The sequence below is a fragment of the Bacillus sp. CZDM1 genome (assembly GCF_055502545.1).
The window spans coordinates 271,930-296,163 of record NZ_JBUESO010000002.1 but is presented as its reverse complement, the minus strand read 5'-3'; the positions used below and the strand labels follow the sequence as shown (position 1 = coordinate 296,163).

The following is a 24,234-nucleotide window of genomic DNA, read 5'->3' as shown; positions in this document are numbered from 1 at the left end:
AAACTTAGTCATTGTTTACTGGGTTAATGTCGAGACTTATGCCTTCTTTTTTAGAAAACAAATTATGGACGAATGCACCTGCAAAGAATCCAATGACAGCTGGCAGCAGCCAAGCAAAGCCAAATCCACTAAATGGTATCCTTGAAATCCACTCATTTGCAAATGAAACGTTCATACCAAAGGCTCCTAATGTTTCAAATACACTAATTAATAATGTTAAGATAACAGAACCTTTATACGCGCCTGCATTTGGAATATATTTACGAAATATCCCTAAAAAGACTAGTAAAATAGAAATAGGATATAACCCTAAAAATAATGGAAGGGAAAAGTTTATAATATTTTCAACACCTAGCAATCCCACAGAAACACCAGAAATACAAACCAATACGACCCAAGTTTTGTACCTTACTTTGTTATTAGTCAATTGGCTGAGGAAGTCTGCGATAGCAGCTGTTATACCAATCGCTGTTGTCAAACACGCTAATGACACTGCAACCGCAAGAGCGATTGTACCGTAATCACCAAGCAATTGATTAATAAGGCCAGTAAGTAAAGCTGTACTTTCAATGTCTGATGGAAACAAATCACTGCCTGCTGCTCCTAGGTATAATAAACCTCCGTAAACAATTAAAAGTCCTATACCAGCGATAACTGTTCCGTTTATCACAATTTTTCTCATATCAGTAGATTTGGTATACCCTTTACCGACAATGGCTGCGATAAAAACTGATGCACATAATAGTCCGGTAAATACATCACCAGTCTGATAGGCTCCAATAAAAGAATGACTAAAAGAATTTTCGAGGTTCGTATTAATAGGTGTACCTATCGGATCAAAAGTTCCTTTCAAAACAATAAATAGGAGAATGGCGAATAATCCCGGGGTTAGAAATCTCCCTACTTTATCTAATAGATTTGATTTATCCATTGCAAAATAATAGGTGAGGGCGAAGAAAACAATCATCGTACCTGACACCGGAAAATCAGGAAACAGTGTTTGGACACCAATTTCATGTGTGGTAGCGGCAGTACGAGGTACCGTAACGAGCATGGCAATAAAAATCATACAAATAAGGTTAAATGCCTTATGGAACCATGGACTTATGGGGTTGGTTAAGTTTTCAAATTTCCCCCCTGCATTTAATACTGCAATAAGAGCTAATAATGGAAGGATAATTCCAGTAAGAACAAAACCTACTAAAGCGATGGACCAGTCAGACCCCGATGCAAATCCAATCGAAGGCGGGAAAATTAAATTCCCTGCTCCAAAAAATACGGCAAAAAAAGCAAAGCCAAAAATAATACTGTCTCGCAGAATCTTGTTTGTTTTCATCAAATACTCCCCTTTGTTGTCTTTAGATTTTTAAAATAATTTTCAAACCTTCTCTCCACCCTAAAATAAGTTATTAGAATATATTAATTATTCCTTTATTTATAATTATGCAAGTTCTATACCAAGATATTAAAAGGGCAGAAATCTAACTTATCCAACAGGGAAATATGATAAAACGTCCTTAAAGTAAAAATATTTTTACTGCATTCGTAAAAATATTTTTACTTTAAGGATTTAGCTTAGTTGGTATTTGTCTATTTTATATTTTAATAATTGTTTAGAGATTCCAAGCTTTTTTGCTGCCTCTGTTATTTTTCCGTTTACGTGATTCAATTCGCGGCTTATTAGATCTTTTTCATACTGTTCAACTGCATCTTTCAAAGATTGATTTGATTGATCATTTCCTTTTTCTGACCGAATCTTAGTAAAATCTCTAATTCTTTTAGGGATATCATCAATGGAAATGGTATTGGCAGTTGTGTTATTAAATGCCGTTTCAACCGCATTTTTTAGTTCCCGTACATTGCCTGGCCAGCTGTAACCATTAAAACACTCACGGACCTCTTCCTGCACACCTTCAATTACTATATTCATATTGTTGTTATAGAAATTAATAAAGTAGGATAATAATATTTCTATATCTTCTTTTCTCTCGTTCAATGGGGGTAAATCTAACTGGACAACTCCCAGCCGATAATAGAGATCTGCACGTAATCTTTTCTCAGAGACTAGGAAATCAGGATCCTCATTTGCTGCCGAAATGACCCTTATGTTTACCGTAATGTTTTTATTTCCACCGATTCTTCTAATTGTTTTTTCCTCTATCGCTTTTAATAGCTTTACTTGTAGAAAAATATCTAATGAATTTACTTCGTCTAGAAACAAGGTTCCCCCTTCTGCTTGTTCGAATAAACCTGGCATATCAGCAGCCCCAGTAAAACTGCCCTTAACCGTACCAAATAAGGTGCTTTCCATTAAGTTTGGGGGAATAGCCCCGCAATTTACAGAAATAAACGGACTGCCGTACCGATCACTTAAATTGTGAATGGCCTGTGCGACCATTTCCTTCCCAGTACCCGTTTCCCCGTAGATTAATACTGTTGAATTGGATATCGCAATTCTTTTCATTTTATTTTTAATGTTTTCCATCATTGGGTTGACACTAATGATGTCATCAATGGTATAGTACGTATTATTTCTTCGGTACACCTTGTGGTGTGCTAATTTATCTAGTGATTGGATGTTATCCTTCGTGTAAAAATGTTTAGAGAATTCAATAGCTCCAATAATTTTTCCGTTTTCTATAATTGGGTAGGTTGAATTGACAGTTATTAATATATTTCCATTTTTGGTTACTAGTTCTTGTTTAACATTGGATACAGCCTCACCATCTTTTAACACCTTCATGATGGTACTTGTTTCATTTGTAAGGTTTTTATAAAACGCTGTGATATGATTTCCCATAAACTCCTCTGGTCTAAGACCCATTTGTATGAGGACATTCAGATCGACGACATCGTAAAAAATGATTACACCTTGATCATCAACAACAAGAATATTGTCAAAATCGGTTAAGTTCTTAAAATAATCTATATTTATATTCAAAAGAGTTCCCCCCCCCATTTACAAGCCATATTAACACGAATAATTATTTCGATTTGTTTGAACATTCGAGATATTTACTATTCCAGTATATCGTAAAAACAACAATATTAATATACACAAAAAAACAGTAGATTCCGTTTAGAAATCCACTGTTTAATCCTCTAACTTTCTAACGTAATTCCTTTCGTTCTTTTAATACTGCGTTTCACTGTTTTCTCAGGATCGTATCTTTTTTCTAATTTACCAAAGATAAATGTAAACAATCCCACAAGAACAAGGTAAAATAAACCCGTCACGATATACGTTTCTAATGGTCTAAAGTTGGATCCTGCAATTGACATGGTTGCTCCCCATAAATCAGTCATCCCAATATAGGCAACAAGTGCTGATTCCTTGAGCAATAGAATAAACTGATTTCCAAGTGCTGGAATGGCTCTTTTGAATGCCTGCGGCAGGATGATTCTTCTCATTGCCAATTTGTAGTTCATTCCTAGTGAACGAGCTGCCTCCATCTGCCCTTTATCAATGGATTGAATGGAACCTCGGAAGATCTCAGAAATATAGGCACCGTTATGGAATGCTAATGCAATTACTCCTGCCCAAAATTGCGGTAAAGTTAATATCGAAGAAATTCCAAAATAAAGGATACAAATTTGTACAATCATCGGTGTGCCGCGAACTAGAATTAAATACCCCTGTGCAATGAAGTTAAGTAGTTTACTATTTGAAATGCTAAAAAAGGCAAAAACAAGACCAATGATACTCCCTAATAAAAGAGAACTGACCGTCACCTTTATTGTTATAAGCAGTGCTTCAAATAGTGCGTTATAGTTTGATAGAAAGATCTCTAGCATGTGAACCACATCCAGTCGAAAAATTTACTGCCAATCATAAATTTTATTCCTCTGTTTCCATTAGATCATATCCAAACCATTTTTTTGAGATTTCCCCGTAAGTACCATCTTCTATGATTTCTTTTAATGCAAGGTTGATTTTCTTCGTCAATTCTTTGTTGTCTTTGTTTACAGCAATTGCTTGATTATCGACTTGCATCAACTTATCAACCGGCTTAACTTTTAGGTCTCCTTGAGCAGCTGCTACTTTTCCAAAAATATCATCAACAATTACGGCATCCACACGGCCAGTAGCTAAATCCATCAACGCAGTCATATCACCTTGAGAATAGGCCATTACCTTATCTGCATCTGTTAATTCTTTGGCAAGCTTTTCATAGATTGTTGCAGGTGTTACCCCAATTTTCTTACCCTTTAAATCTTCTTTTGTCTTAATGTCATTATTATCATCTCGTACAAAGATTCTAGAGCCTGATTTGTAATAAGCATCCGTGAAATCAACTGCCTTTAAACGTTCTTCTGTTACGGTCATACTTCCAAGAATGGCATCAAACTTTTCATCTCTCAACCCCTGAATGATTGTCTCAAATGGAAATGTAATCGCCTTCGGTTTCATATCCATTTTTTCCGCTAAAGCTTCACCAATTTCAACGTCAAAACCTGTAAGTTTATCATCTTCTTTATAATTGAAAGGCTTAAATAAACCGCTCATGGCATAGACGAACTCTTCTTGTTTTGGTGCACTGTTTGCTTCTTCTTTTTTAGAACCACATCCTGCAAGGACGATAGAAACTAGTAAAAGGGCTGCTAAAATACTACTAAGACTTTTCTTTTTCATTTAAAATACCCCCAGAATTATTTTATAAGATACTACTTAAAAACTGTTTTGTTCTTTCGTTTTGCGGATGATCGAAGAAATTCTTAGGGTGTTCCTGCTCTAAAATCTGCCCGTCATGCATAAAGGCAACTGAGTCTGCAACTTCACGTGCAAACCCCATCTCATGTGTAACCACAACCATTGTCATCCCATCATTTGCCAGCTGTTTCATTACTTGCAGGACCTCACCAACTAATTCGGGATCAAGTGCTGATGTAGGTTCATCAAATAACATGATTTTTGGTTTCATAGCCAGAGCCCTCGCGATGGCTACCCTTTGCTTTTGCCCTCCAGACAGACTATCAGGATAGACATCCGCTTTGTCTCTTAAACCGACTTTATCAAGCAGGGTGTACGCATGCTTTTTGGCTTCCTCTGCATTCACTTTTCTTACATAGACAGGTGCTTCAATAATATTTTCCAGGACTGTTTTATGAGGAAACAAATTAAAGTGTTGAAAGACCATTCCCACTTCTTCACGAACCTTATTTAAGTCTGTTTTAGCTGGTGAAATTTGTTCACCTTGGATCTGTATTTCCCCCTGATTTAATATTTCTAAGAAATTAATGCACCGAAGCAATGTACTTTTCCCTGAGCCGCTGGCACCAATTAAAACCACCACTTCTTTCTCCCTGACGGTTAAATCTACTCCCTTTAAAACGGTTAAATCTCCAAAGGATTTAACTACTTTTTTTAGTTTTATCATCTCTTGACCCCATTTCCTTCCCCCGCATATGTACATATTGAAGGTTTTTACACTTCAATTATTAATGCAATTTTTGTGCCAATTTTCTAAATCTTTAGAACTGTGTATTTAATAGCCTATTATCTGAATCTAGGTGAAATCTAGTAAAAGATATTTTACTTACTGTAAAAAATTTTACTATCTAAATAAAAAAATACCCTTTCCTACTAATAGGAAAGAGTATTTTGATAGATTCAATATTAAACCCAGCCTCTGAATTGGGATGCTTCTGCTACTCTCTTAATCCCAATCATATATGCTGCTAAACGCATATCAACTTGATGAGTCTGAGACTGTTGATAAATTGTGTCAAAAGAACTAACCATTACCTTCTCAAGCTTTTCCATGACCTCTTCTTCAGACCAATAGTAACCCTGATTGTTTTGTACCCATTCAAAATAAGAAACCGTAACCCCGCCTGCACTTGCAAGAATATCCGGAACAAGAAGAACTCCACGCTCTGTTAAAATCTTAGTTGCTTCAAGAGTGGTCGGTCCATTTGCCGCTTCAACTACAATACTCGCTTTAATGTTAGCAGCATTCTCTTCAGTGATTTGGTTCGAAATCGCAGCAGGTACAAGGATATCACAGTCTAATTCAAGTAATTCCTGGTTGCTGATTGTGTCCGTAAACAGCTGTGAGAATGTACCGAAACTATCTCTTCTATCAAGTAAATAATTGATATCAAGTCCGTCTGGATCGTAAACTCCGCCGTATACATCGGAAACAGCGACAACCTTTGCACCAGCGTCATACATAAATTTAGCTAAGTAGCTGCCTGCGTTTCCAAAACCTTGGATGACCACTCGAGCCCCGATTAACTCTTTTCCTTTTTTCTTAACCGCTTCGTTTATACACATAGTCACACCACGGGCAGTTGCGGTTTCACGTCCATGAGAGCCACCTAATACAAGAGGTTTACCAGTAATAAATCCTGGAGAGTCAAACTCACGGAGACGACTATATTCATCCATCATCCATGCCATAATTTGTGAGTTGGTATAAACATCCGGTGCAGGAATATCTTTTGTTGGCCCAACAATCTGACTAATCGCACGAACATAACCTCGGCTTAATCTCTCAAGCTCTCTGAATGACATCTTTCTTGGGTCACAAATGATACCGCCTTTACCGCCGCCATATGGAAGGTTCGTAATCCCACACTTTAAACTCATCCAAATCGATAAGGCTTTTACCTCCGCTTCATCCACATCAGGATGAAAGCGAACGCCGCCCTTTGTTGGTCCAACCGCATCATTATGCTGTGAACGATATCCGGTAAATACTTTTACCGTGCCATCATCCATTCGCACCGGAATTCGGACGGTTAATAAACGAATCGGTTCTTTTAATAATTCATACATTTCGCTATTGTACCCTAACTTCGTTAATGCTTCTTGTATGACGGTTTGCGTAGAGTAGAATAAGTTTAAAGATTCTTTTTCCTTTTGCTGCTCTTTTGACATTTCATTCATCACAGTCTTAACAGACATGCCTGACACCTCTTAGTTTAGTAATATGGAAATAAAGTTCTTAAGCTAAAACCTTTGCGATTTTCTCTACTGCCCAATCAATTTCTTCCTTTGTAATGATAAGCGGAGGCGCGAAGCGAATAACGGTATCATGTGTTTCTTTACATAATAAACCCTCTTCTTTTAATTGCTCGCAGAAAGGTCTTGCTTCTTCTGTCAGCTCCACACCAATAAATAAACCTCTGCCTCTTATTTCTTTAATCATAGGATTATTGATCGTTTTTAATTGGTCTAGGAAGTAGTTACCTAATTCAAGTGAACGTTCTGCAAGTTTTTCTTCCTCGATTACTTCTAATGCTGCAAGTGATACTGCACAAGCGAGTGGATTTCCTCCGAAAGTAGAACCATGTGAACCTGGATTAAATACTCCCAATATATCAGAATTGGCAACAACACAAGAAATCGGGAATACTCCGCCACCAAGTGCTTTTCCTAAAATTAACATGTCAGGGTTTACTTCTTCCCAATCTGTCGCAAACATTTTTCCTGTACGCGCCAAGCCGACTTGAATTTCATCTGCAATAAATAATACATTGTTTTCATTACATAAGTCAGACGCTGCTTTTAAGAATCCATCCGGAGGTAAAATGATTCCCGCTTCACCTTGAATCGGCTCAATTAAGAATGCTGCCGTATTAGGTGTGATAGCTGCTTTTAATGCTTCAAGATCTCCATAAGGAATTAGATTAATTCCAGGAAGCATCGGTCCAAAACCGCGCTTATATTCAGGATCAGAGGATAATGAAACAGCACCCATTGTCCGTCCATGGAAGTTGCCTGTACAAGCAATAATTTCAGCTTGATTCTCAGCTATTCCTTTTACATCATAGCCCCAGCGGCGTGCAGCTTTAATGGCTGTTTCTACTGCTTCTGCACCAGTATTCATTGGAAGTGCCATTTCTTTGTTCGTTAATTTACAAATTTTTTCATACCAAGGACCAAGCTGATCATTATGGAATGCGCGTGACGTTAATGTTACTTTATCAGCTTGGTCTTTTAATGCTTGAATGATTTTTGGATGACGGTGTCCTTGGTTTACCGCAGAATAGGCACTTAGCATATCCATATAGCGGTTTCCTTCTGGACTTTCAACCCAAACTCCCTCCGCCTTAGAAACTACGATTGGCAGTGGATGATAGTTATTAGCACCAAATTTTTGTGTTTGCTCAATAATTTCTGTTGTTTTATTTAAAGTAGTATTCATTCTGTTTCCTCCTTATAGCGTTTCAGATGTTGTTTTAGCTTGCATGTGAAGAAGTAAATAATCAGGTCCTCCAGCTTTTGAATCGGTTCCTGACATGTTGAAGCCGCCAAATGGCTGGTACCCAACAATAGCTCCTGTACATGTACGGTTGAAATAAAGATTTCCTACATGGAATTCCTCACGGGCACGTTCAATATGCTCACGGTTATTAGAAATTAAGGCACCTGTTAGTCCGTAGTCTGTGTTATTAGCAATTTTCATCATATGGTCGAAATCACGAGCTTTCGAGAAACCAACAACTGGTCCAAAAATCTCCTCTTGCATGATTCGAGAATTTTCATCTAAATCTGCGACAATCGTTGGTTGAATATAGTAACCCTTGGAGTCATCGCCTTCTCCACCAGTCATTAATTTTCCTTCTTGTTTACCGACTTCGATATAATTCATGATTTTCTTAAATGATTTTTCATCAATCACTGGACCCATATAATTAGATAGGTCTTCTGGGTTACCAAGTGTAAGTGTCTTTGTTAACGCAACAGCTTTTTCAAGTACTTCGTCATAAACATCTTGATGAACAACCGCTCGGGAGCCTGCTGAACATTTTTGACCAGAGAATCCAAAAGCGGAGTAAACAATACTAGCTGCTGCTAATTCTAAGTCAGCCTCTTTATCGACAACAACCGTGTCTTTACCGCCCATTTCAGCAATCACGCGTTTAATCCAAATTTGCCCTGGATTAACTTTTGCAGCTCGTTCATTGATTCGGCAGCCTACCTCACGGGAACCAGTGAAGGATACGAAACGCGTTTTTGGATGATCCACTAGATAATCTCCAATTTGAGCTCCGCTGCCAGGTACAAAGTTTAATACTCCCTTTGGCAATCCAGCCTCATGCATAAGCTCTACAAATTTTGCAGCTACAATTGGTGTTGAGTTTGCAGGCTTGAGAAGAACCGTGTTTCCAGAAACAATAGCTGCAACGGTTGTTCCAGCCATAATTGCCAATGGGAAGTTAAATGGTGAAATAATGATCCCCACGCCTAGTGGAATGTAGTGATATTGATTGTATTCACCATCACGGCTTTGAACAGGAAAACCTTCTTTAACACGCAGCATTTGACGACCGTAATACTCGATAAAATCAATCGCTTCAGCTGTATCTGCATCCGCTTCCTTCCATGGCTTTCCAGCTTCTTTTACAAGATAAGCAGAAAATTCATGTTTACGGCGACGTAACATAGCTGCAGCACGGAATAGGATGTTGGCACGGTGTTCAGGCTTCCACTTTTTCCAAGATTCGAATGCAGCTAATGCCGTTTGCATTGCCTTTTCCGCAAGTTCTTGGTCTGCCATGGAAACACTGCCGATGACTTCTTCTTTATTTGCTGGATTAATAGATTGAATTTTTTTATCAGTTGTAATAGATTCTCCGCCAATCACAACTGGATATTCCTTTCCTAGCTGAGATTGAACGTAGGAAAGAGCTTGTTGAAATGCTTGTTTATTTGTTTCATCTGCAAAATTAGTAAATGGTTCATGCGTATACGGTTTCATTCATTTTTCCCCCTTGATGTTTGTTCAAAATATAATAATGCAAGTATCGTGCCAAATGTAAAATGCTATATAAATAAGGTTTTTATATTATTTACTGCAAAATATTTTTGCGCAAAATTATTAATTACTTCGAAACGCAAAAATATTTTGCACTGTTTAGCATTTTCTGTTTTAATAGAAACATAAACAATAAGGGGAATACTCTCATGGAAAATATGAAAATGACCATCCAATATTTGCAATATCTTAATTCGATGTATAAAAGGATTTTGGACGAAGTGGATGTTGGGGTCCATGCAGTAGATGCTTCGGGGAATACGGTTATCTATAATAATAAAATGGCCCAAATGGAATCGATGGACATCCTAGATGTTATGAATAAAAATTTATTAGACGTCTTTATGTTTAAAGAAGATCAATCTAGTACACTTGTAAAAGCGCTCCAAGATAGAAAAGAGACAAAGAATGTTAAACAAACTTATTTTAATAACAAAGGCCGTGAAATTACCACCAACAACAATACGATTCCTATTTATGAAAACGAAGAGCTGCTGGGTGCAGTTGAAATCGCCAATGATGTGACAAAGCTGGAACGTTTAATGAAAGGGAATATCACACGTAAAGGAAATACAAGATACACCTTTGATAGTATTACAGGAAACAGTACAGCTATTAAGGAAGTGATTGAAGGTGCCAAGCGTGCAGCACGGACCTCTTCTTACGTCTTAATTGTGGGAGAAACTGGAACTGGAAAAGAATTGTTTGCACAGAGTATTCATAATGCAAGCAGCCGATTTTCCGGCCCTTTCATATCTCAAAACTGCGCGGCATTGCCTGATAATTTAATAGAAAGTCTTCTATTCGGGACCAAGCGCGGTGCCTTTACTGGGGCGATTGATCAGCCAGGATTATTTGAACAGGCAAATGGCGGTACCTTGTTACTGGATGAGATTAATTCACTTACTCTAAATCTTCAGGCTAAATTGCTTCGTGCACTTCAAGAAAAAACCATCCGCCGGGTCGGGGATACAAAGGATACCCCAATTGATGTTCGGGTGATTGCAAATACCAACGAGGACCCAATTGATGCAATAACCAATAATCATTTGCGTAAAGACTTATATTATCGTCTTGGAGTTGTTACTGTCTTTATTCCGCCTTTAAGAGAGCGTAAAGAGGATATTCCACCCCTTGTCCAACATTTTATCAAGAAATACAATGACCGTTTTCAAATGAATGTAAAGGGCTTATCAGAAGAGGTGAAACAATCATTTTGGGAGTATGATTGGCACGGGAATGTTCGAGAGCTTGAACATATTATTGAAGCGGCGATGAATATTATTATGGAGGATGAAGAAATCATTGGATACTCGCATCTCCCGTTTCAATATCGCAGCAAATTGCATGTAAGAGAAAGGAACACTCCTTCTGTCTCCGTGGATATGTTTTTGAAAGAACGAACCGATATGACAGCTTCACTAAAGGAGCAAATGGAATACTTTGAAAAGTCCTATATTGAACATGTCTGGAAAAATAATGATTACAATATTTCAAAAACTGCAGATGTACTAGGATTAAGCCGTCAAAGCCTTCAATATCGGATGAAAAAACTGAAAATAAAGCAAGATTAACAAGATATTCTAAAAATGTCGGAAATTATTCAAAGTATTTGAAGGAAAATGTCGATAAATAAAGGAATATATAAGTAGACCAAAAAAGGAGGAGAATGAATGAAGAAAATTTTATCCGTTTTATTTATGAGCTTGGTTGTTTTATTGATTTCTACAAACGCCGGGGCTTCTGTACAGGCAGAAGAAAATCATTTGTGTGAATGTATAACTGAAGAAATTACCGGTGTAGAAAAGAATATTATAGTGTCGAACCTATTAAAAAGTAATCAGTTTAAAGAAGCGAAAAATTTTATTATTAATAATGGATTTTTATGGGATGGTGTACATTCAGTTGAGGTGATAAGAAATATTACTTGGAATGGTGTAATCATTATAAGTATACCTATATTTACAGAAGATGGTGTAGAAATGACAGCAGGTTTTATAGAAGGTAATTTTATGGGTGTGTTTCCATCAGAAACACATGTTGAATAACTTTTATCAAGAAAAGCTGGCAAAAGCCAGCTTTTCCTTTTTATTGATTATTCTTCTTCCTCATCCATAATCTCATCAAAAGCAGTAGAAACTTTATCAAATTCCTCATCGCTTTCGATGGCCATTAAATCTCCATCCTCGTCGACTTTTAGAAAGAAAATATCAATGTCGTCTTCCGTTTCTTCTTTAATATCTTCGACAAATCCTACCGCCACATAATTGGTACCTTCTATATTGATGGAAGCCAGTACTTCTACTTCCTGCTCCTGCTCTGTTTCATCACTAATCGTAAACACTTCGCCTACTTCAATATTAGCCATGTTATATTCTCCCTCTCATTTTAAGAATAAGCATTTCATTCAATCAGTATCTCTAAAAAAGCTGAAAAAAATGCCTAGAGATCACTTATTTTTGCTCGATTACCTTAATAAACTCCCGCAAATAATCTGGTAAATCTGGCGGTCGTCTGCTAGAGACGAGGTGTCCATCAACCACAACCGGTTCATCATACCAGGTTGCACCCGCATTTTCCATATCATCCCTAATTCCGGGCGTACTAGTTACCTTTTTACCCTGCAAAATTTTTGCCGAAATTAATACCCAGCCAGCATGGCAGATTTGTCCAATCGGCTTGTGCTTTTCTTCGAAATACTGAAGCAGTGAAAGTACTTCAGGAAAGCGGCGAATCTTATCTGGTGCCCAGCCTCCTGGCACCAGAATGGCATCGTAATCCTCCCCTTTGATATCACTATAGGAGTAATCTGATTTAGCCGGAACACCATATTTTCCTATGTACTCTTCCCCCGCCTTTTCACCCGCTAAGTGAACAACGGCTCCCTCTTCTCTTAATCTGAGTATTGGATACCATAGCTCAAGATCTTCAAAATCATGATGGACAAGACTAACAACTTTCTTACCTTCTAAACGCATAATACTTCCCTCCTCCTTCCAGTTATTATGACATAAAAAGTCCAAACCAACAAAAAGACACCACTCTTCTAATAATCAGTGGTGTCTACGTTAAAACTTCCCGCAACAGGATACCAAGGGTAATTCCTATGAACATCGATGTAAGTGTACCCAATAGAAAGTATTCTGCCCAGTTCCGGTCATCCATTTGTTTGAATCGCGCAATGGACTTGGCTGCTACGATAAAGCCAATCGCTGGATAAGCACTGTAAAAGGTTAAAACTAAAACTAGTAATCTCTCAAGGTAGCCAATTAATTTCCCACGTGAAAGATCATGCTTGCCAAAAATCGTATAGTTGTATTCCTCAGCCAACGCCCTATTCCCATTATAATTCTTTGTATATAGAGCTTCTTGTCTTTCATTTTTAAACGTATATTTACCTTCGAAGGTTAATAGCTGATTAGGCAAAGAGCCTAAAAGAATCTTTATTAAATACCCGCTTACAGTCGTTGCGAAAATAATCACGATAAGGGTGAATAACACAGCGTTTACGGTGCTCAATTTTTCCCCATCCAGAAAAAATTTATGAATTCCTGCAAGATCTATCCCTAAAAAGAACTGCCCAGCAAGCAAAATACAAACTAGATGCAGCAGTTGATCAATAATAAAGAAACTTACCTGATTTAAGTTTTCTTCGTTACTAAATTTGATGGTATTCTGGAGCTTAATTTTTAGAAAATCAATGAAATAATGGCTAATACCGATAAATAGTAATAGGATAATTAGGTTGTTAATAATACCGATTTCTTTATTATTAAACATGTAAAAGACAATCAGCACTAGTCCATTCATCAGAAAATGGTGGCCGATATGCTTCTTAATATAATTGATTTTATCCTTTACCATTTCATCTGTTTGCAGATAAAAGTCTGCAATGAGATGGGCGAGAATAAGGCAAAATAATAACATGAATACTCCTCTCTATTGGGTCATTGCTTTATCAAATTTATTTTTAAATGATTTCTAATTGATTCCATTAATGCTGAACTTAAAGCTTGTGGTTTTACCGGATTATCACGATAAGATTTTTCCTGTAGAGAGTCAAGGATGGTAATCAATTGATAAAAAACAGTTAGTATTTCTTCACTTTTCCCTTTTTTATAATGGCTAGAGATAGTTGGTGCCGTTTTCCCGAGCAGTTTTCCTACTGCTTTTTGCTGCTCCAAAATAAGGTAAAATGTACAAACCTGCTCCTGAATTTGTGTTTGACCCTTCATCATGAGTAACTGGACACGTAATAATGAATTTATTAATATTTCAAACTCTGACCGAAACTGATTATACTGAAAACCTGGATTTTGATAAAATTGATCAAGTTCAAACTTAAATAAAGGTCTTACTTGTTCCTCCTTCAATAAATCATTCGCATACCTTGCCTGTTTGATTAAGGGATGGATCCACTTCTCTATATCTACTTCCTCTAACTCTTTGTCACTATCACCAAAAGACAAGCCAATATATGGCGGATGATCACGGTATTTCCAAATCCTGCTTATAAAAAAGGCCAAAATATAAGCAGTGGAATATCCATAACCAGCAAAGATGATCTCATCGCCCGCTCTGTGCTTTACTTTAACATGACCGATTTTCTCAGACCAAACGTTAACCCAGCATACCAACTCATCTAAGTAATTAGTCAATTTATCTCCCATGTCACCAGACGAAGAGTTACTGACATCGAGAATAAAGATTGAGATAGGATAGTTCATATTTTACTCCTTTATTACAAAATTAGATTATATAGTCTAATTTTATAAAAGTTAGAGTAAATAGTCAAACATATGCTTTGGTTGATAAACCTATCTAACATCGGGAATTAAATAACAACAAAACTTCTCCATTCTTGGGGGATAAGGTCTTGATATTGTCTTTGTAGAAATCGATCATCTACCAAAACAATGGTCCCATGGTCCTCTTCCGAGCGAATTAATCTCCCGCCAGCCTGTAACACTTTATTCATACCGGGATAAACATAGGCATAGTCATAACCGTTTCTTTCCTTTTTGTTAAAATGATCTTTAATAAGATTCCGTTCATAACAAAGCTGTGGAAGACCTACACCCACAACCACCACACCATTTAAGCGATCACCCTTTAAATCCACTCCTTCTGAAAAGACTCCGCCAAGAACGGCGAATCCAATTAATGTCTCAGGTTGATTGGGTTTGAACTTTTTCAAAAATTCTTCCCTTTCCTCCTCAGACATTCCTGCACCTTGAAGCAAGGTATTAGTCTCTGGAAATTCTTTAATAAACTCATCATATACAGCAAGCAAATATTGATAGGAAGGGAAAAAGATTAAATAATTTCCTGGCCGATTTTGAACTAAGGAATGAATCATGGTTACAATGGCTGGCTTCGTTCTCTCTCGGTCTCGATATCTAGTCGATAACGGCTTTATAAAAATATCCGTCTGTTCCTCTTTAAATGGCGAAGGTATCGAAAGTAAATAATCCTCATCTTGACCGCCAAGAATATCCTGATAATAAGAAAGAGGTGAAAGTGTTGCTGAAAAAAACACCTTCGAGCGATAGCCTTTTCCCATTTTCTGAAGCAATTTTGATGGATCAATACAAAATAGCTTTAGGGTTACATCGTTTTTGTTCTTTTCTCCATAGATAACATAGTGATCATCGAGTAAATCAACTATTTTCAAGAAAGAATTCACCTGGAAGTACAGCTCCAAAAGGGTAGGAGAAGTTTCTTTTAATAAAACGATTTCTGCCTCTTCTTTAAAATGGTTCAGCAGCAGTACCAATTCTTCGTCTAACTGGTCTAAGGTAAATCCATTCAACTCACTGCCGTTCTTTTTCAAAGAAATAAACCAAGAATTGATTTTTGAAACACTCTCATAAATTACTTTATTGACGGTTTTAAACTCCTTTTTCAATTGAAGAAATAACTCTTTGTTAAGTGAGGCAGAGAACATCTCTCTACCACGATCAACTAGATTATGTGCTTCATCAATTAATAAAAGTGTGGACTTCTTTTGCTCTTCGAACAGGCGCTTTAATGATACACGCGGGTCAAAAATATAATTGTAATCACAAATAACAGCATCAGCAACATACGCAAGATCAAGAGAGAATTCAAAAGGACAAACGGTATGTTTACGCGCATAGTTTTCAATTACCTCACGATTCATACAGTTTTCATTGGCTGCGATATCTAAAATGGCCTCATTTATTCGATCATAATACCCATCAGCAAATTCACAATAATCCTTTTGACATTTTGTTTCATCCTTAAAGCAAACCTTGTCTTTGGCTGTAATCGTAACATATTTCAAACAAAGCCCGCAGGACTCCATTCGGCCGACCGCCTCTTCCGCGGTAGTCCGTGTTATGGTCTTAGCGGTAAGATAAAATATTCGATTTAAGTGCCCTTCTCCAATCGCTTTGATTGCTGGGAACAAGGTGGATATTGTCTTACCAATCCCAGTTGGTGCTTTTACAAACAAACTCTTTTCATCAGAAATAGTCTTATAAACACCACCAGCTAATTTCCTTTGGCCAGAACGGTAGGTTTCAAATGGAAAAACCAATTGTTTACTGCTCTCATTTCGTTCTTTCCGATGATCATGCAGAAATTTTGCATAGGGATAATAGCTCTCTGCTACTTCCTGAACAAACCCCTCTAGATCAGCAATGGAAAAGCATTTTTTCAAAAGCCTCTTTTCATCACTTTCAACCTGTACATATGTAAGCTGTACAGATATCTCCTGTAAATGTTGATCCTTTGCATATATATACGCGTACATTTTAGCTTGAGCCCAATGGACGGGAAGGCCGTCATCTCCCAGATATTCTAAGTTCTGTGAAGTGGATTTAATTTCATCGATAATCACTTCTCCATCCCGGTACAATAATCCATCGCATCTTCCATCAATTGAAAAAATAAGGTCCTTGACGGGGAAGTCTGCTCGAAGATAGACCTCCTTTTGATCAGATTCTTGATAGGTACGTTGGATTTTTTGGTGAATTCTCGTTCCCTCTAACATCGTGGACTGTGACCTGAATCTAGAATCAATACTTCCACTGCTATAAACATGTTCCACGAGCGTTCTAACCGCTATTTGAATGGTATTTGACAAGAATATCACCTGCTCAAAATCAGAATATATGTTTGTATAAAAATTATAACAGAATCCCAAGCATTTTGGGACACTCACTCGAAAATCTACTCTCACATAATCTAATGTGGAGAGGAGTAAGGATATGTATTTAGTTACTAAGGAAAACGTTCACTATATGGAGCTTGAAGCCTGGAAAAAAGATGCCATTAACAAATTCGATGAGAAAATGATCGATAAAGAAAAACCTTTTCCATGTATTCCAGCGACAACGGGATATCAATTAAATCGGTTTTGCTTTGGATTTGTATCAAATCCAGAAAAATCAATAACATCCAAAGAATTGGCAGCTGTGTTAAAGGATTACTTGAGTATTTATAAATCTATTGGTACCTATACATCATTAGTCATTTTTTACGAGCCTTCTCCAGAAAGAGCCGGGAATCCCTCAGTAGAACAATTTGAACAGTTGTTTTGGGAACAACTGATTCAGCTCAGCAAACTCGATGAAGTGGAATGGCCGCGGCATATTCCCGCCAATCCAATGCAAAGCTTGTGGGAATTTTGCTTTCACGGCGAACAATACTTTATGTACTGCGCGACTCCTTCGCACATTAATCGAAATAGCCGCCATTTCCCCTATTTCATGCTAGCGATAACGCCTAGATGGGTACTAGAAAAATTCACATCATCACCCCTACAGGCTGAAAAAATAAAAACAAAAATAAGAGACAGATTAACCAATTATGATTCCATTTCGATTCATCCTGATTTAAACACATATGGGCAAAAAGATAACTATGAATGGAAACAATATTTCCTCCGGGACGATGAAACAACATTATCAAAATGCCCCTTTCATAAAAAAAATAGAGAACAAGAATGAACTTGTTCTCTACTATTTATTACGAACGAATTTGTCCTGTTCCTTGAACAATTGCCTTTGAGGTCGTAATGGCCCGTAGCCCCATTGGTCCTCGTGCATGTAGTTTTTGTGTACTAATGCCAATTTCCGCCCCATAACCAAATTGTTCCCCATCAGTAAAACGAGTTGAGGCGTTGTGATAGACAACAGCCGCATCCACTGCCTGTAAGAATACCCGTACATTATTATCTTGTTCACTTATGATGGCTTCAGAATGCTTTGTACCATACGTGTCAATATGATGTATGGCTTCCTTCACATCTCTAACCAATTTCACTGCTAAAATTGGCGCTAAAAATTCTGTACTCCAATCCTCTTCCATTGCACTTTTTACGAATGGATATTGTGCTGCTAGCACTTCGTCACCACGGAGTTCTACTCCCTTTTCGTTAAGAGAATGTAGTATTTCGGAAACATACGGCCAACTTTCATGAATAAGCAGGGTCTCAGCTGCATTACAAACAGAGACACGGTGCATTTTTGCATTAATAGCAATATCAATGGCCATTTGCTTTTGAGCAGTTTCATCAATAAAAACATGACAATTGCCAACACCTGTTTCAAGTACAGGGACAGTTGCATTTTCAATCACGGATTGAATTAAACCGGCACCTCCACGGGGAATTAACACATCAAGATATTGATTTAGTTTAAACATTTGCGCTGCCGTTTCCCTGCTTGTATCCTCGAGCAGTTGAACAGCATCAGCTGGGATTTTACCATCAGCAAGAGCCTCACGCATAACCTTTACAAGTGCCTTATTAGAATGAAGAGCGGAGGTACTTCCCCTTAAAAGAACAGCATTTCCCGCCTTTAAACAAAGGCTGCCTGCATCTACCGTTACATTTGGACGAGCTTCATACACCATGCCGATGACACCGAGCGGAACCCGCACAGTATGAATCTGTAAACCATTTGGACGCTCCCAAGCCTCGATGGTTTCCCCGATAGGATCTTCAAGTTTAATTAACTGATGAATCCCTTCAACGATCTGTTGTATTCTCTCTTCTGTTAGCAATAACCGATCTAATAAAGAAGGGGTAAATCCTTTTTCCTCTCCCGCTCGAATATCCTTCGCATTTTCTGCTACGATCCATTCCTTCTCTCTCAATAATCGGTCTGCCATTTTCGCTAAGGCTTCATTTTTTTCTTCCGTTGAAAGAATAGAAAGTACCTTAGAGGCTGACCTTAACTTCTTAGCCTTTACTAATAATTCACTCATACTAGACCTCATTCCACTGCAGACTAACCCAGTTATTACGATGAATCGCCTCTGCACGTTTATTGATTGAAAAGTTTTTCGTCTTTTCTCCAGGTAAGCCCTTTACCATTTGTAAGTTTTTTGCTGAATAATAGATTTGACCTTTACCTATTAATTCACCTCTTTGATTGTGTACCTCGACAACATCCATTGCATTAAATTCACCGATAACGTTCGTAACGCCAACTGGCAGCAGACTTTTTCCATTTGTAACAATGGCTGCTTCTGCCCCTTCATCAATCTCAACAATGCCAGCGGTTTGAGAATGGAAAGCAATCCATTGCTTTTTCATTTGCATTTGGGTTTCGAAGGAGCCGCCAATATAGGTCCCGTCTCCTTTACCCTCTAAAATGCTCGAAAGCTTTTCCTTCCCCTGCCCCTTCCCGACAAAGACGCTGACACCGAAGGATAGAGCTTTTTTCGCTGCTAACAGCTTTGATTTCATTCCACCTGTTCCGACCGAAGAACCACTTTCTCCTGCCTCTTCAAGGAGTTCTTCATAAACCCTTGGGATAAAATCATACTTCTTTGCGTCCTTTACTACTTTGGGATTACCATTATATAGACCATTTACATCGGTTAAGATGATTAGAGCATTTGCATGCAAAAATCCGCTTACGAGCGCTGACAGCATATCATTGTCACCAAAGGTCAATTCCTCAATCGAAACCGAGTCGTTTTCGTTAATAATCGGTAAAACGCCCCTTTGTAACAGTTCAGATATCGTGCTGTATAGATTGTGAAACCGCTCCAGACTATAAAAATCCTCTCTAGTTAGTAAAATTTGAGCAGGTACAATACCAAACTCTTTAAATTGTAAAATATAATGCTGCATTAATAGTCCCTGTCCAACTGCTGCAGCTGCCTGCTTTCCTGCTGTACTTTTTGGTCGAGCCGGATACCCAAGTGCTCCAAACCCTGCTGCTATTGCACCGGATGAGATGAGAATGACATCGTGCCCTTGTTCTTTTAAATGAGCAAGTGCCTCGATGTGATCACGGATTTTTTCTTCAGATATCGTGCCTGATGCTGTTGTTAGCGAGCTGCTTCCTATTTTTACAACCACGAGTTGTTTCTTCATCCTACTCTTACCCCTCTTAAAAAAAAAAAAAAAAAACACGACTCTTCTGTCCCTATAAAAAGGACGGAAAAATCGTTTCCGCGGTACCACCTTCATTGATGCTTTTAGCATCCACTTAACTCCGTAACGAGGGAAAACGGCTTATGTTTACATAAGCGGCTTGATAGGGCAGGTTCAATCTTTTTCCCGTGAGAAACCTTACAGCCTTTGGGTTTCACTCTCTTTCACGTTTCCAAGTTTACTAATCCCATACCATTAACAATTTGTAATTTTATTTATTATCTATAGAAAAGACTGAAATGTCAAGGGTGTTTTTTGAATATTTAAATTTCATTTTTACGTTATGTTTTTGTTCTATAAGTCATTTGTTACTAACTGTCCAATCAAATAATCACATATCTTTTCTGAATTTAATCTTGCTGCGATATAGGGGGGCTGCAGACCTTTTCCTCTTCCTAACGGAAATCCGAGCCAGAGAATATGCTGATCCATGAGGATAAACGGGAAGGTGTATCCTTCCTCCTGCCAAGAATCTGGCTGTAATTCTGGGCAGGGCTTTTCAGAAATTACGATAAGCGTTGCGGTGTGATGCCGATTAACTAAAACATTTACCCATGATTCAGGTAAGACAATATTTACAGGCAAGGAAATAATGATGGAAGTCCTTGCATTTTCTATGTCCTTGAGGACCTTTTCTAATTTTAGTGCATGTATCCATTGTAATTTAGGAAGCTGATTTTTTATCCAAGTGCCAATATCCTTTGTCCTAACACTTTGTTGATGTTTTTCTTGATGTTCAACTAGTTGTCTAATCGTTTTCCTATTATAGACATGCTTACGGATAAACGCGATATTACCAACATGAATAAATTTCCCCTTTGTTCTCGTAATGGCAACATTGATAAGCCGTTCACTGTCAATTCCAGTTAATAGCATCCCTGCACGTTCCTGTGGGTTAGAATCAACTGTATCGAAAATCATAACATCTCTCTCACTGCCTTGAAAGCGGTGAACAGTTGCAGAAACAATATCTGCAGATAACACTTCTGTTTGATATAAATCCTGCAGTAGGAGGTCCATTATATTTGCTTGCGCTCTGTAGGGGGTTACATATCCAATAGACCTAGCGCCGCCTAGGTAGGTTTCATGAATTAATTGAAAGGAAATCAGCGCCTGCCAGATATTTGATCTAGAATTAGAGCTTTTTTCCGTTAAAGAAAATGCGCCCATATAGCTTGTATCTAATAGGATTGACGCACGTCCTGGAAAAGGACATTTTTCTACTATCTGATTTCTACTGCTATGGACACTTGCATGGTCACCAACTAGAGAATGATAAATGTATTGATTGGTAAAAGCTGAGATATCTGGGTGCATCCTCCGCTGTTCTTTTAATAAAAATAAGTGTGGATGAAGTTTTCCAGCCTCAACCCAATCCACCACACCCGCTCGATGAAAAACATCCTCTTTTAACCATTTTGTTACAAGTGAGTCCCGAGAGGAGGCAATCGGTGGTAATTGTTTAAAATCTCCACAAATGATTACTCTTTTACCAAGTGCAGCAGCAAAAGCAGCCTGTGGTACGTAGGCCATACTTGCTTCATCTAGAATGACTACGTCAAATTCACGGCCATAAATAGCGGGATCACTGGCAGCTTTAGCCAGTGTGGAACCCACCACCAATGCATCCTTTACAAACTCTATTTCCTTTTGGCGGATTTTTTCTAGCACTCTTGCAAGCTTTTTCTCAAGCTCCAATAACTGATTGGAGTCCCGTTTACTAAAGGAACGTGCTAAATCCTGTTTTAAATTCTTCCGTTCTTCCACTAAAACATCTTTATCTTCAACAAGACTGTGTTCTTGCTTCTTGAGAAGCTGACTGGTCGTAAGCGCTTCTTTGCTGTCTTCTGCCACACTCGTATTATATCCGTAACGAAGCACGTCCCCTTCGCGAAACCGGTCCTTCTTTTTTATGAATCCTGAAATTTCTCTTATTAATACGTCAACTGCCTGGTTACTGTGTGAAAGGATAAGGACCGTTTTATCTTGGAAATATTTATTAGCCGCAACTCGTGCTAATGTATACGTTTTACCGGTCCCAGGGGGTCCCCAAACAAAAGTGACGGGGTTGTACTTTGAACGTAATACCAATTCATGAATATTACTTTTTATCTTTTCTTCGGGATGCTTTGCAGGCATCGAGGGGTTCATTAATCGATTGACTCTTACTCGTTTTTGCTTACTTTTGTTTATTTCATCTAAACGTTCAACGAGCTGTTCAAGCAGCTCCCAAGGATCATGATAAATATACGCCTCCGGGATTAAATCACCCAGCAATTGCTCTAATTGAACAATTATTCCCTTTCCCTCGGATGAAAGGACTCGTCCACCTTGCTTTATTCCTCCCCATACAAGTGTGATGGAAGATCCAACTGGAACTTTTAATGAGAAAGCAGTGTCAAAGTAATAGGTAAACGTACCATCATTGGATAATAATCTGCCACTTGTTACTCTGTATTTGTTGCTGCCATATTTTTTTAAGTAAATCATTTCATTATGTAGTGCCTGCTGCCATTCTTTAATATTCATTACAGTCTTCGTCATTTTCTCATCCTTCTAATAAAAAAGCTTCTGATAAAATACAACCATAAATGGTGAATCTACTATAGCATGTTTACGATGCAAAAATAAACTTAAAGAAGTCCTAAGTGTTTTTTCAGCACTTAGGACTTCTTTAAGTTTATTTGATTTTATTAATTGAATCACTAACCGTTTTGATAATGAATTGTATATCTTTCAGTTCGATATTTAAAGGAGGTGATAGAGCTAATACATTATTGTACCCCGCCACTGTTGCACCGTTTTTACCAATTAATAACCCTTCCTGTTTGCATGAAGCAATTACTTGATTCACTTGAGCAGCATCTAAAGGTTCCTTTGTTTTCTTATCCTTAACTAATTCAATTCCAACTAATAGACCTTTACCGCGGACATCACCTACAAATGGGTGATTTTGAAGAAGATTTGTTAACTCATTTACTACCTGGTTCCCAAGGTCACGAGAACGGTCAAATAAATTTTCATTTTCCATAATCTCTAGGTTCTTTAATGCTAAGGCGCAAGCTGCCGGATTACCTCCAAAGGTGTTAACGTGACGGAAGTAATCATATTCTTCTGTACCCTTAAAGGCTTCATAAATTTCTTTCCGAACAGCTGTAGCTGAAAGCGGTAAATACGCACTTGTAATGCCTTTAGCCATTGTGATGATGTCAGGCTTTACATCATAGTTCATAAAGCCAAATGGCTTTCCAGTTCGACCAAACCCACAGATAACTTCATCTACAATTAAGAGAGCACCGTGTTTTTCACAAACCTGTTTGGCTGCCTTCATATAGCCCTCAGGCGGAACTAGGATTCCCCCACCGGTAATAATCGGTTCCATGATCATCGCGGCTATCGTTTCACTTAGTTCCCACGTCATCGTTCGGTCGATTTCTTTTACTGATGAAAGTTCCATCGGATCCTTTACATTCGTATCGTCGCGATAGGAATCAGGCGGAGCTACATGAATAAAACCAGGAGCTAAAGGCTCGTATTTATACTTTCTTTGCGCCTGACCTGTTGCCGCCAAAGCTCCCATAGAATTCCCGTGATAGGCACGGTAGCGCGAAAGTATTTTGTAACGGTTAAATTCCCCTCTTTGCTGATGATATTGACGGACGATTTTAAAGGCGGTTTCATTGGCTTCAGAACCGCTGTTTGAGAAAAAGATTACATATTCATCACCTAGCATATCATTTAACTTTTCAGCAAGCTTAATGGCTGGGATATGGCTTTGAGTAAGGGGAAAATATGCCATTTCCTTAAGTTGTTCATATGCTGCATCTGCAAGCTCTTTTCTTCCATAACCTACATTCACGCACCATAGTCCAGCCATTGCATCTAAATATCGCTTCCCATCCGCGTCACTTACCCAAGACCCCTCAGCCTTTGTGGCCACGATGGTTGCATTAGGATTATAAGGCTTCATAGAATGCCATAAATATTTATCATCTTGAGCAAGTAATTCTTCATGTGGACGACCCGTTTGAACCATATCAGCCCCTCCTT

General features: G+C 38.1%; 20 protein-coding genes. 3 read left to right on the top strand and 17 right to left on the bottom strand.

Annotated elements, in window-relative coordinates; genetic code table 11:
- Window positions 1-4: 4 nt before the first annotated feature.
- The 8 genes from brnQ to pruA all read right to left on the bottom strand — a co-directional run bounded on the left by brnQ (window position 5) and on the right by pruA (window position 9,710).
- Window positions 5-1,336, bottom strand: coding sequence for a branched-chain amino acid transport system II carrier protein (gene brnQ / locus ACY3XC_RS05895; protein ID WP_464867708.1), 1,332 nt, complete (start codon window positions 1,334-1,336; stop codon window positions 5-7).
- A 234-nt stretch (window positions 1,337-1,570) separates the two neighbouring features.
- Entirely contained in the window at window positions 1,571-2,941 is a 1,371-nt protein-coding gene (locus ACY3XC_RS05890; protein WP_464867707.1) for a sigma-54 interaction domain-containing protein, read from the bottom strand.
- A gap of 161 nt (window positions 2,942-3,102) precedes the next feature.
- Complete coding sequence (locus ACY3XC_RS05885; RefSeq protein WP_464867706.1) at window positions 3,103-3,795, bottom strand: amino acid ABC transporter permease; 693 nt, start codon at window positions 3,793-3,795, stop codon at window positions 3,103-3,105.
- A gap of 43 nt (window positions 3,796-3,838) precedes the next feature.
- Window positions 3,839-4,633 (bottom strand): transporter substrate-binding domain-containing protein, encoded by a 795-nt coding sequence (locus ACY3XC_RS05880; RefSeq protein ID WP_464867705.1) that lies wholly within the window; start codon window positions 4,631-4,633, stop codon window positions 3,839-3,841.
- A 22-nt stretch (window positions 4,634-4,655) separates the two neighbouring features.
- Window positions 4,656-5,378: an amino acid ABC transporter ATP-binding protein gene (locus tag ACY3XC_RS05875; RefSeq protein ID WP_464867704.1), complete on the bottom strand. Its 723-nt coding sequence runs from the start codon at window positions 5,376-5,378 to the stop codon at window positions 4,656-4,658.
- 239 nt (window positions 5,379-5,617) lie between these two features.
- Complete coding sequence (locus ACY3XC_RS05870; protein WP_464868043.1) at window positions 5,618-6,892, bottom strand: Glu/Leu/Phe/Val family dehydrogenase; 1,275 nt, start codon at window positions 6,890-6,892, stop codon at window positions 5,618-5,620.
- Window positions 6,893-6,950: 58 nt separating this feature from the next.
- A complete protein-coding gene (locus tag ACY3XC_RS05865) occupies window positions 6,951-8,153 on the bottom strand; it encodes an ornithine--oxo-acid transaminase (protein ID WP_464867702.1) in 1,203 nt (400 codons plus the stop codon).
- Between the two features lie 12 nt (window positions 8,154-8,165).
- The gene (gene pruA / locus ACY3XC_RS05860) at window positions 8,166-9,710 is read right to left on the bottom strand and encodes an L-glutamate gamma-semialdehyde dehydrogenase (RefSeq protein ID WP_464867701.1); all 1,545 of its coding nucleotides are present in this window, start codon (window positions 9,708-9,710) and stop codon (window positions 8,166-8,168) included.
- Between the two features lie 206 nt (window positions 9,711-9,916).
- Between pruA and ACY3XC_RS05855 the strand changes: the two genes are divergently transcribed.
- Together ACY3XC_RS05855 and ACY3XC_RS05850 are read left to right on the top strand one after the other, a co-directional pair.
- A complete protein-coding gene (locus ACY3XC_RS05855) occupies window positions 9,917-11,341 on the top strand; it encodes a sigma-54 interaction domain-containing protein (RefSeq protein WP_464867700.1) in 1,425 nt (474 codons plus the stop codon).
- A gap of 99 nt (window positions 11,342-11,440) precedes the next feature.
- Window positions 11,441-11,815: a hypothetical protein gene (locus ACY3XC_RS05850; protein ID WP_464867699.1), complete on the top strand. Its 375-nt coding sequence runs from the start codon at window positions 11,441-11,443 to the stop codon at window positions 11,813-11,815.
- A 47-nt stretch (window positions 11,816-11,862) separates the two neighbouring features.
- Here ACY3XC_RS05850 and ACY3XC_RS05845 read toward each other — a convergent pair whose 3' ends face one another.
- The 5 genes from ACY3XC_RS05845 to ACY3XC_RS05825 all read right to left on the bottom strand — a co-directional run bounded on the left by ACY3XC_RS05845 (window position 11,863) and on the right by ACY3XC_RS05825 (window position 16,878).
- Window positions 11,863-12,135 carry a DUF1292 domain-containing protein gene (locus ACY3XC_RS05845; RefSeq protein WP_464867698.1) on the bottom strand — a complete coding sequence of 91 codons (273 nt, stop codon included), beginning with the start codon at window positions 12,133-12,135 and terminating at the stop codon, window positions 11,863-11,865.
- A gap of 85 nt (window positions 12,136-12,220) precedes the next feature.
- Window positions 12,221-12,745, bottom strand: coding sequence for a type 1 glutamine amidotransferase domain-containing protein (locus ACY3XC_RS05840; protein WP_464867696.1), 525 nt, complete (start codon window positions 12,743-12,745; stop codon window positions 12,221-12,223).
- 85 nt (window positions 12,746-12,830) lie between these two features.
- Window positions 12,831-13,694, bottom strand: coding sequence for a DUF3307 domain-containing protein (locus ACY3XC_RS05835; RefSeq protein ID WP_179160748.1), 864 nt, complete (start codon window positions 13,692-13,694; stop codon window positions 12,831-12,833).
- A gap of 20 nt (window positions 13,695-13,714) precedes the next feature.
- Complete coding sequence (locus ACY3XC_RS05830; protein ID WP_464867695.1) at window positions 13,715-14,494, bottom strand: hypothetical protein; 780 nt, start codon at window positions 14,492-14,494, stop codon at window positions 13,715-13,717.
- Between the two features lie 107 nt (window positions 14,495-14,601).
- Window positions 14,602-16,878: an ATP-dependent DNA helicase gene (locus tag ACY3XC_RS05825; RefSeq protein WP_464867693.1), complete on the bottom strand. Its 2,277-nt coding sequence runs from the start codon at window positions 16,876-16,878 to the stop codon at window positions 14,602-14,604.
- 124 nt (window positions 16,879-17,002) lie between these two features.
- Here ACY3XC_RS05825 and ACY3XC_RS05820 point away from each other — a divergent pair, with 124 nt between their 5' ends.
- On the top strand, window positions 17,003-17,743 hold the full coding sequence (locus ACY3XC_RS05820) for a YqcI/YcgG family protein (RefSeq protein ID WP_464867692.1): 741 nt from the start codon (window positions 17,003-17,005) through the stop codon (window positions 17,741-17,743).
- Window positions 17,744-17,762: 19 nt separating this feature from the next.
- Here ACY3XC_RS05820 and ACY3XC_RS05815 read toward each other — a convergent pair whose 3' ends face one another.
- The 4 genes from ACY3XC_RS05815 to ACY3XC_RS05800 form a co-directional block, all read right to left on the bottom strand.
- Window positions 17,763-19,004 carry a glutamate-5-semialdehyde dehydrogenase gene (locus ACY3XC_RS05815; RefSeq protein ID WP_464867690.1) on the bottom strand — a complete coding sequence of 414 codons (1,242 nt, stop codon included), beginning with the start codon at window positions 19,002-19,004 and terminating at the stop codon, window positions 17,763-17,765.
- Between the two features lies 1 nt (window position 19,005).
- A complete protein-coding gene (proB, locus tag ACY3XC_RS05810; protein WP_464867689.1) occupies window positions 19,006-20,124 on the bottom strand; it encodes a glutamate 5-kinase in 1,119 nt (372 codons plus the stop codon).
- A gap of 354 nt (window positions 20,125-20,478) precedes the next feature.
- Window positions 20,479-22,728, bottom strand: coding sequence for an AAA domain-containing protein (locus tag ACY3XC_RS05805; protein WP_464867688.1), 2,250 nt, complete (start codon window positions 22,726-22,728; stop codon window positions 20,479-20,481).
- A gap of 136 nt (window positions 22,729-22,864) precedes the next feature.
- A complete protein-coding gene (locus tag ACY3XC_RS05800; RefSeq protein WP_464867687.1) occupies window positions 22,865-24,220 on the bottom strand; it encodes an aminotransferase in 1,356 nt (451 codons plus the stop codon).
- Window positions 24,221-24,234: the final 14 nt, after the last annotated feature.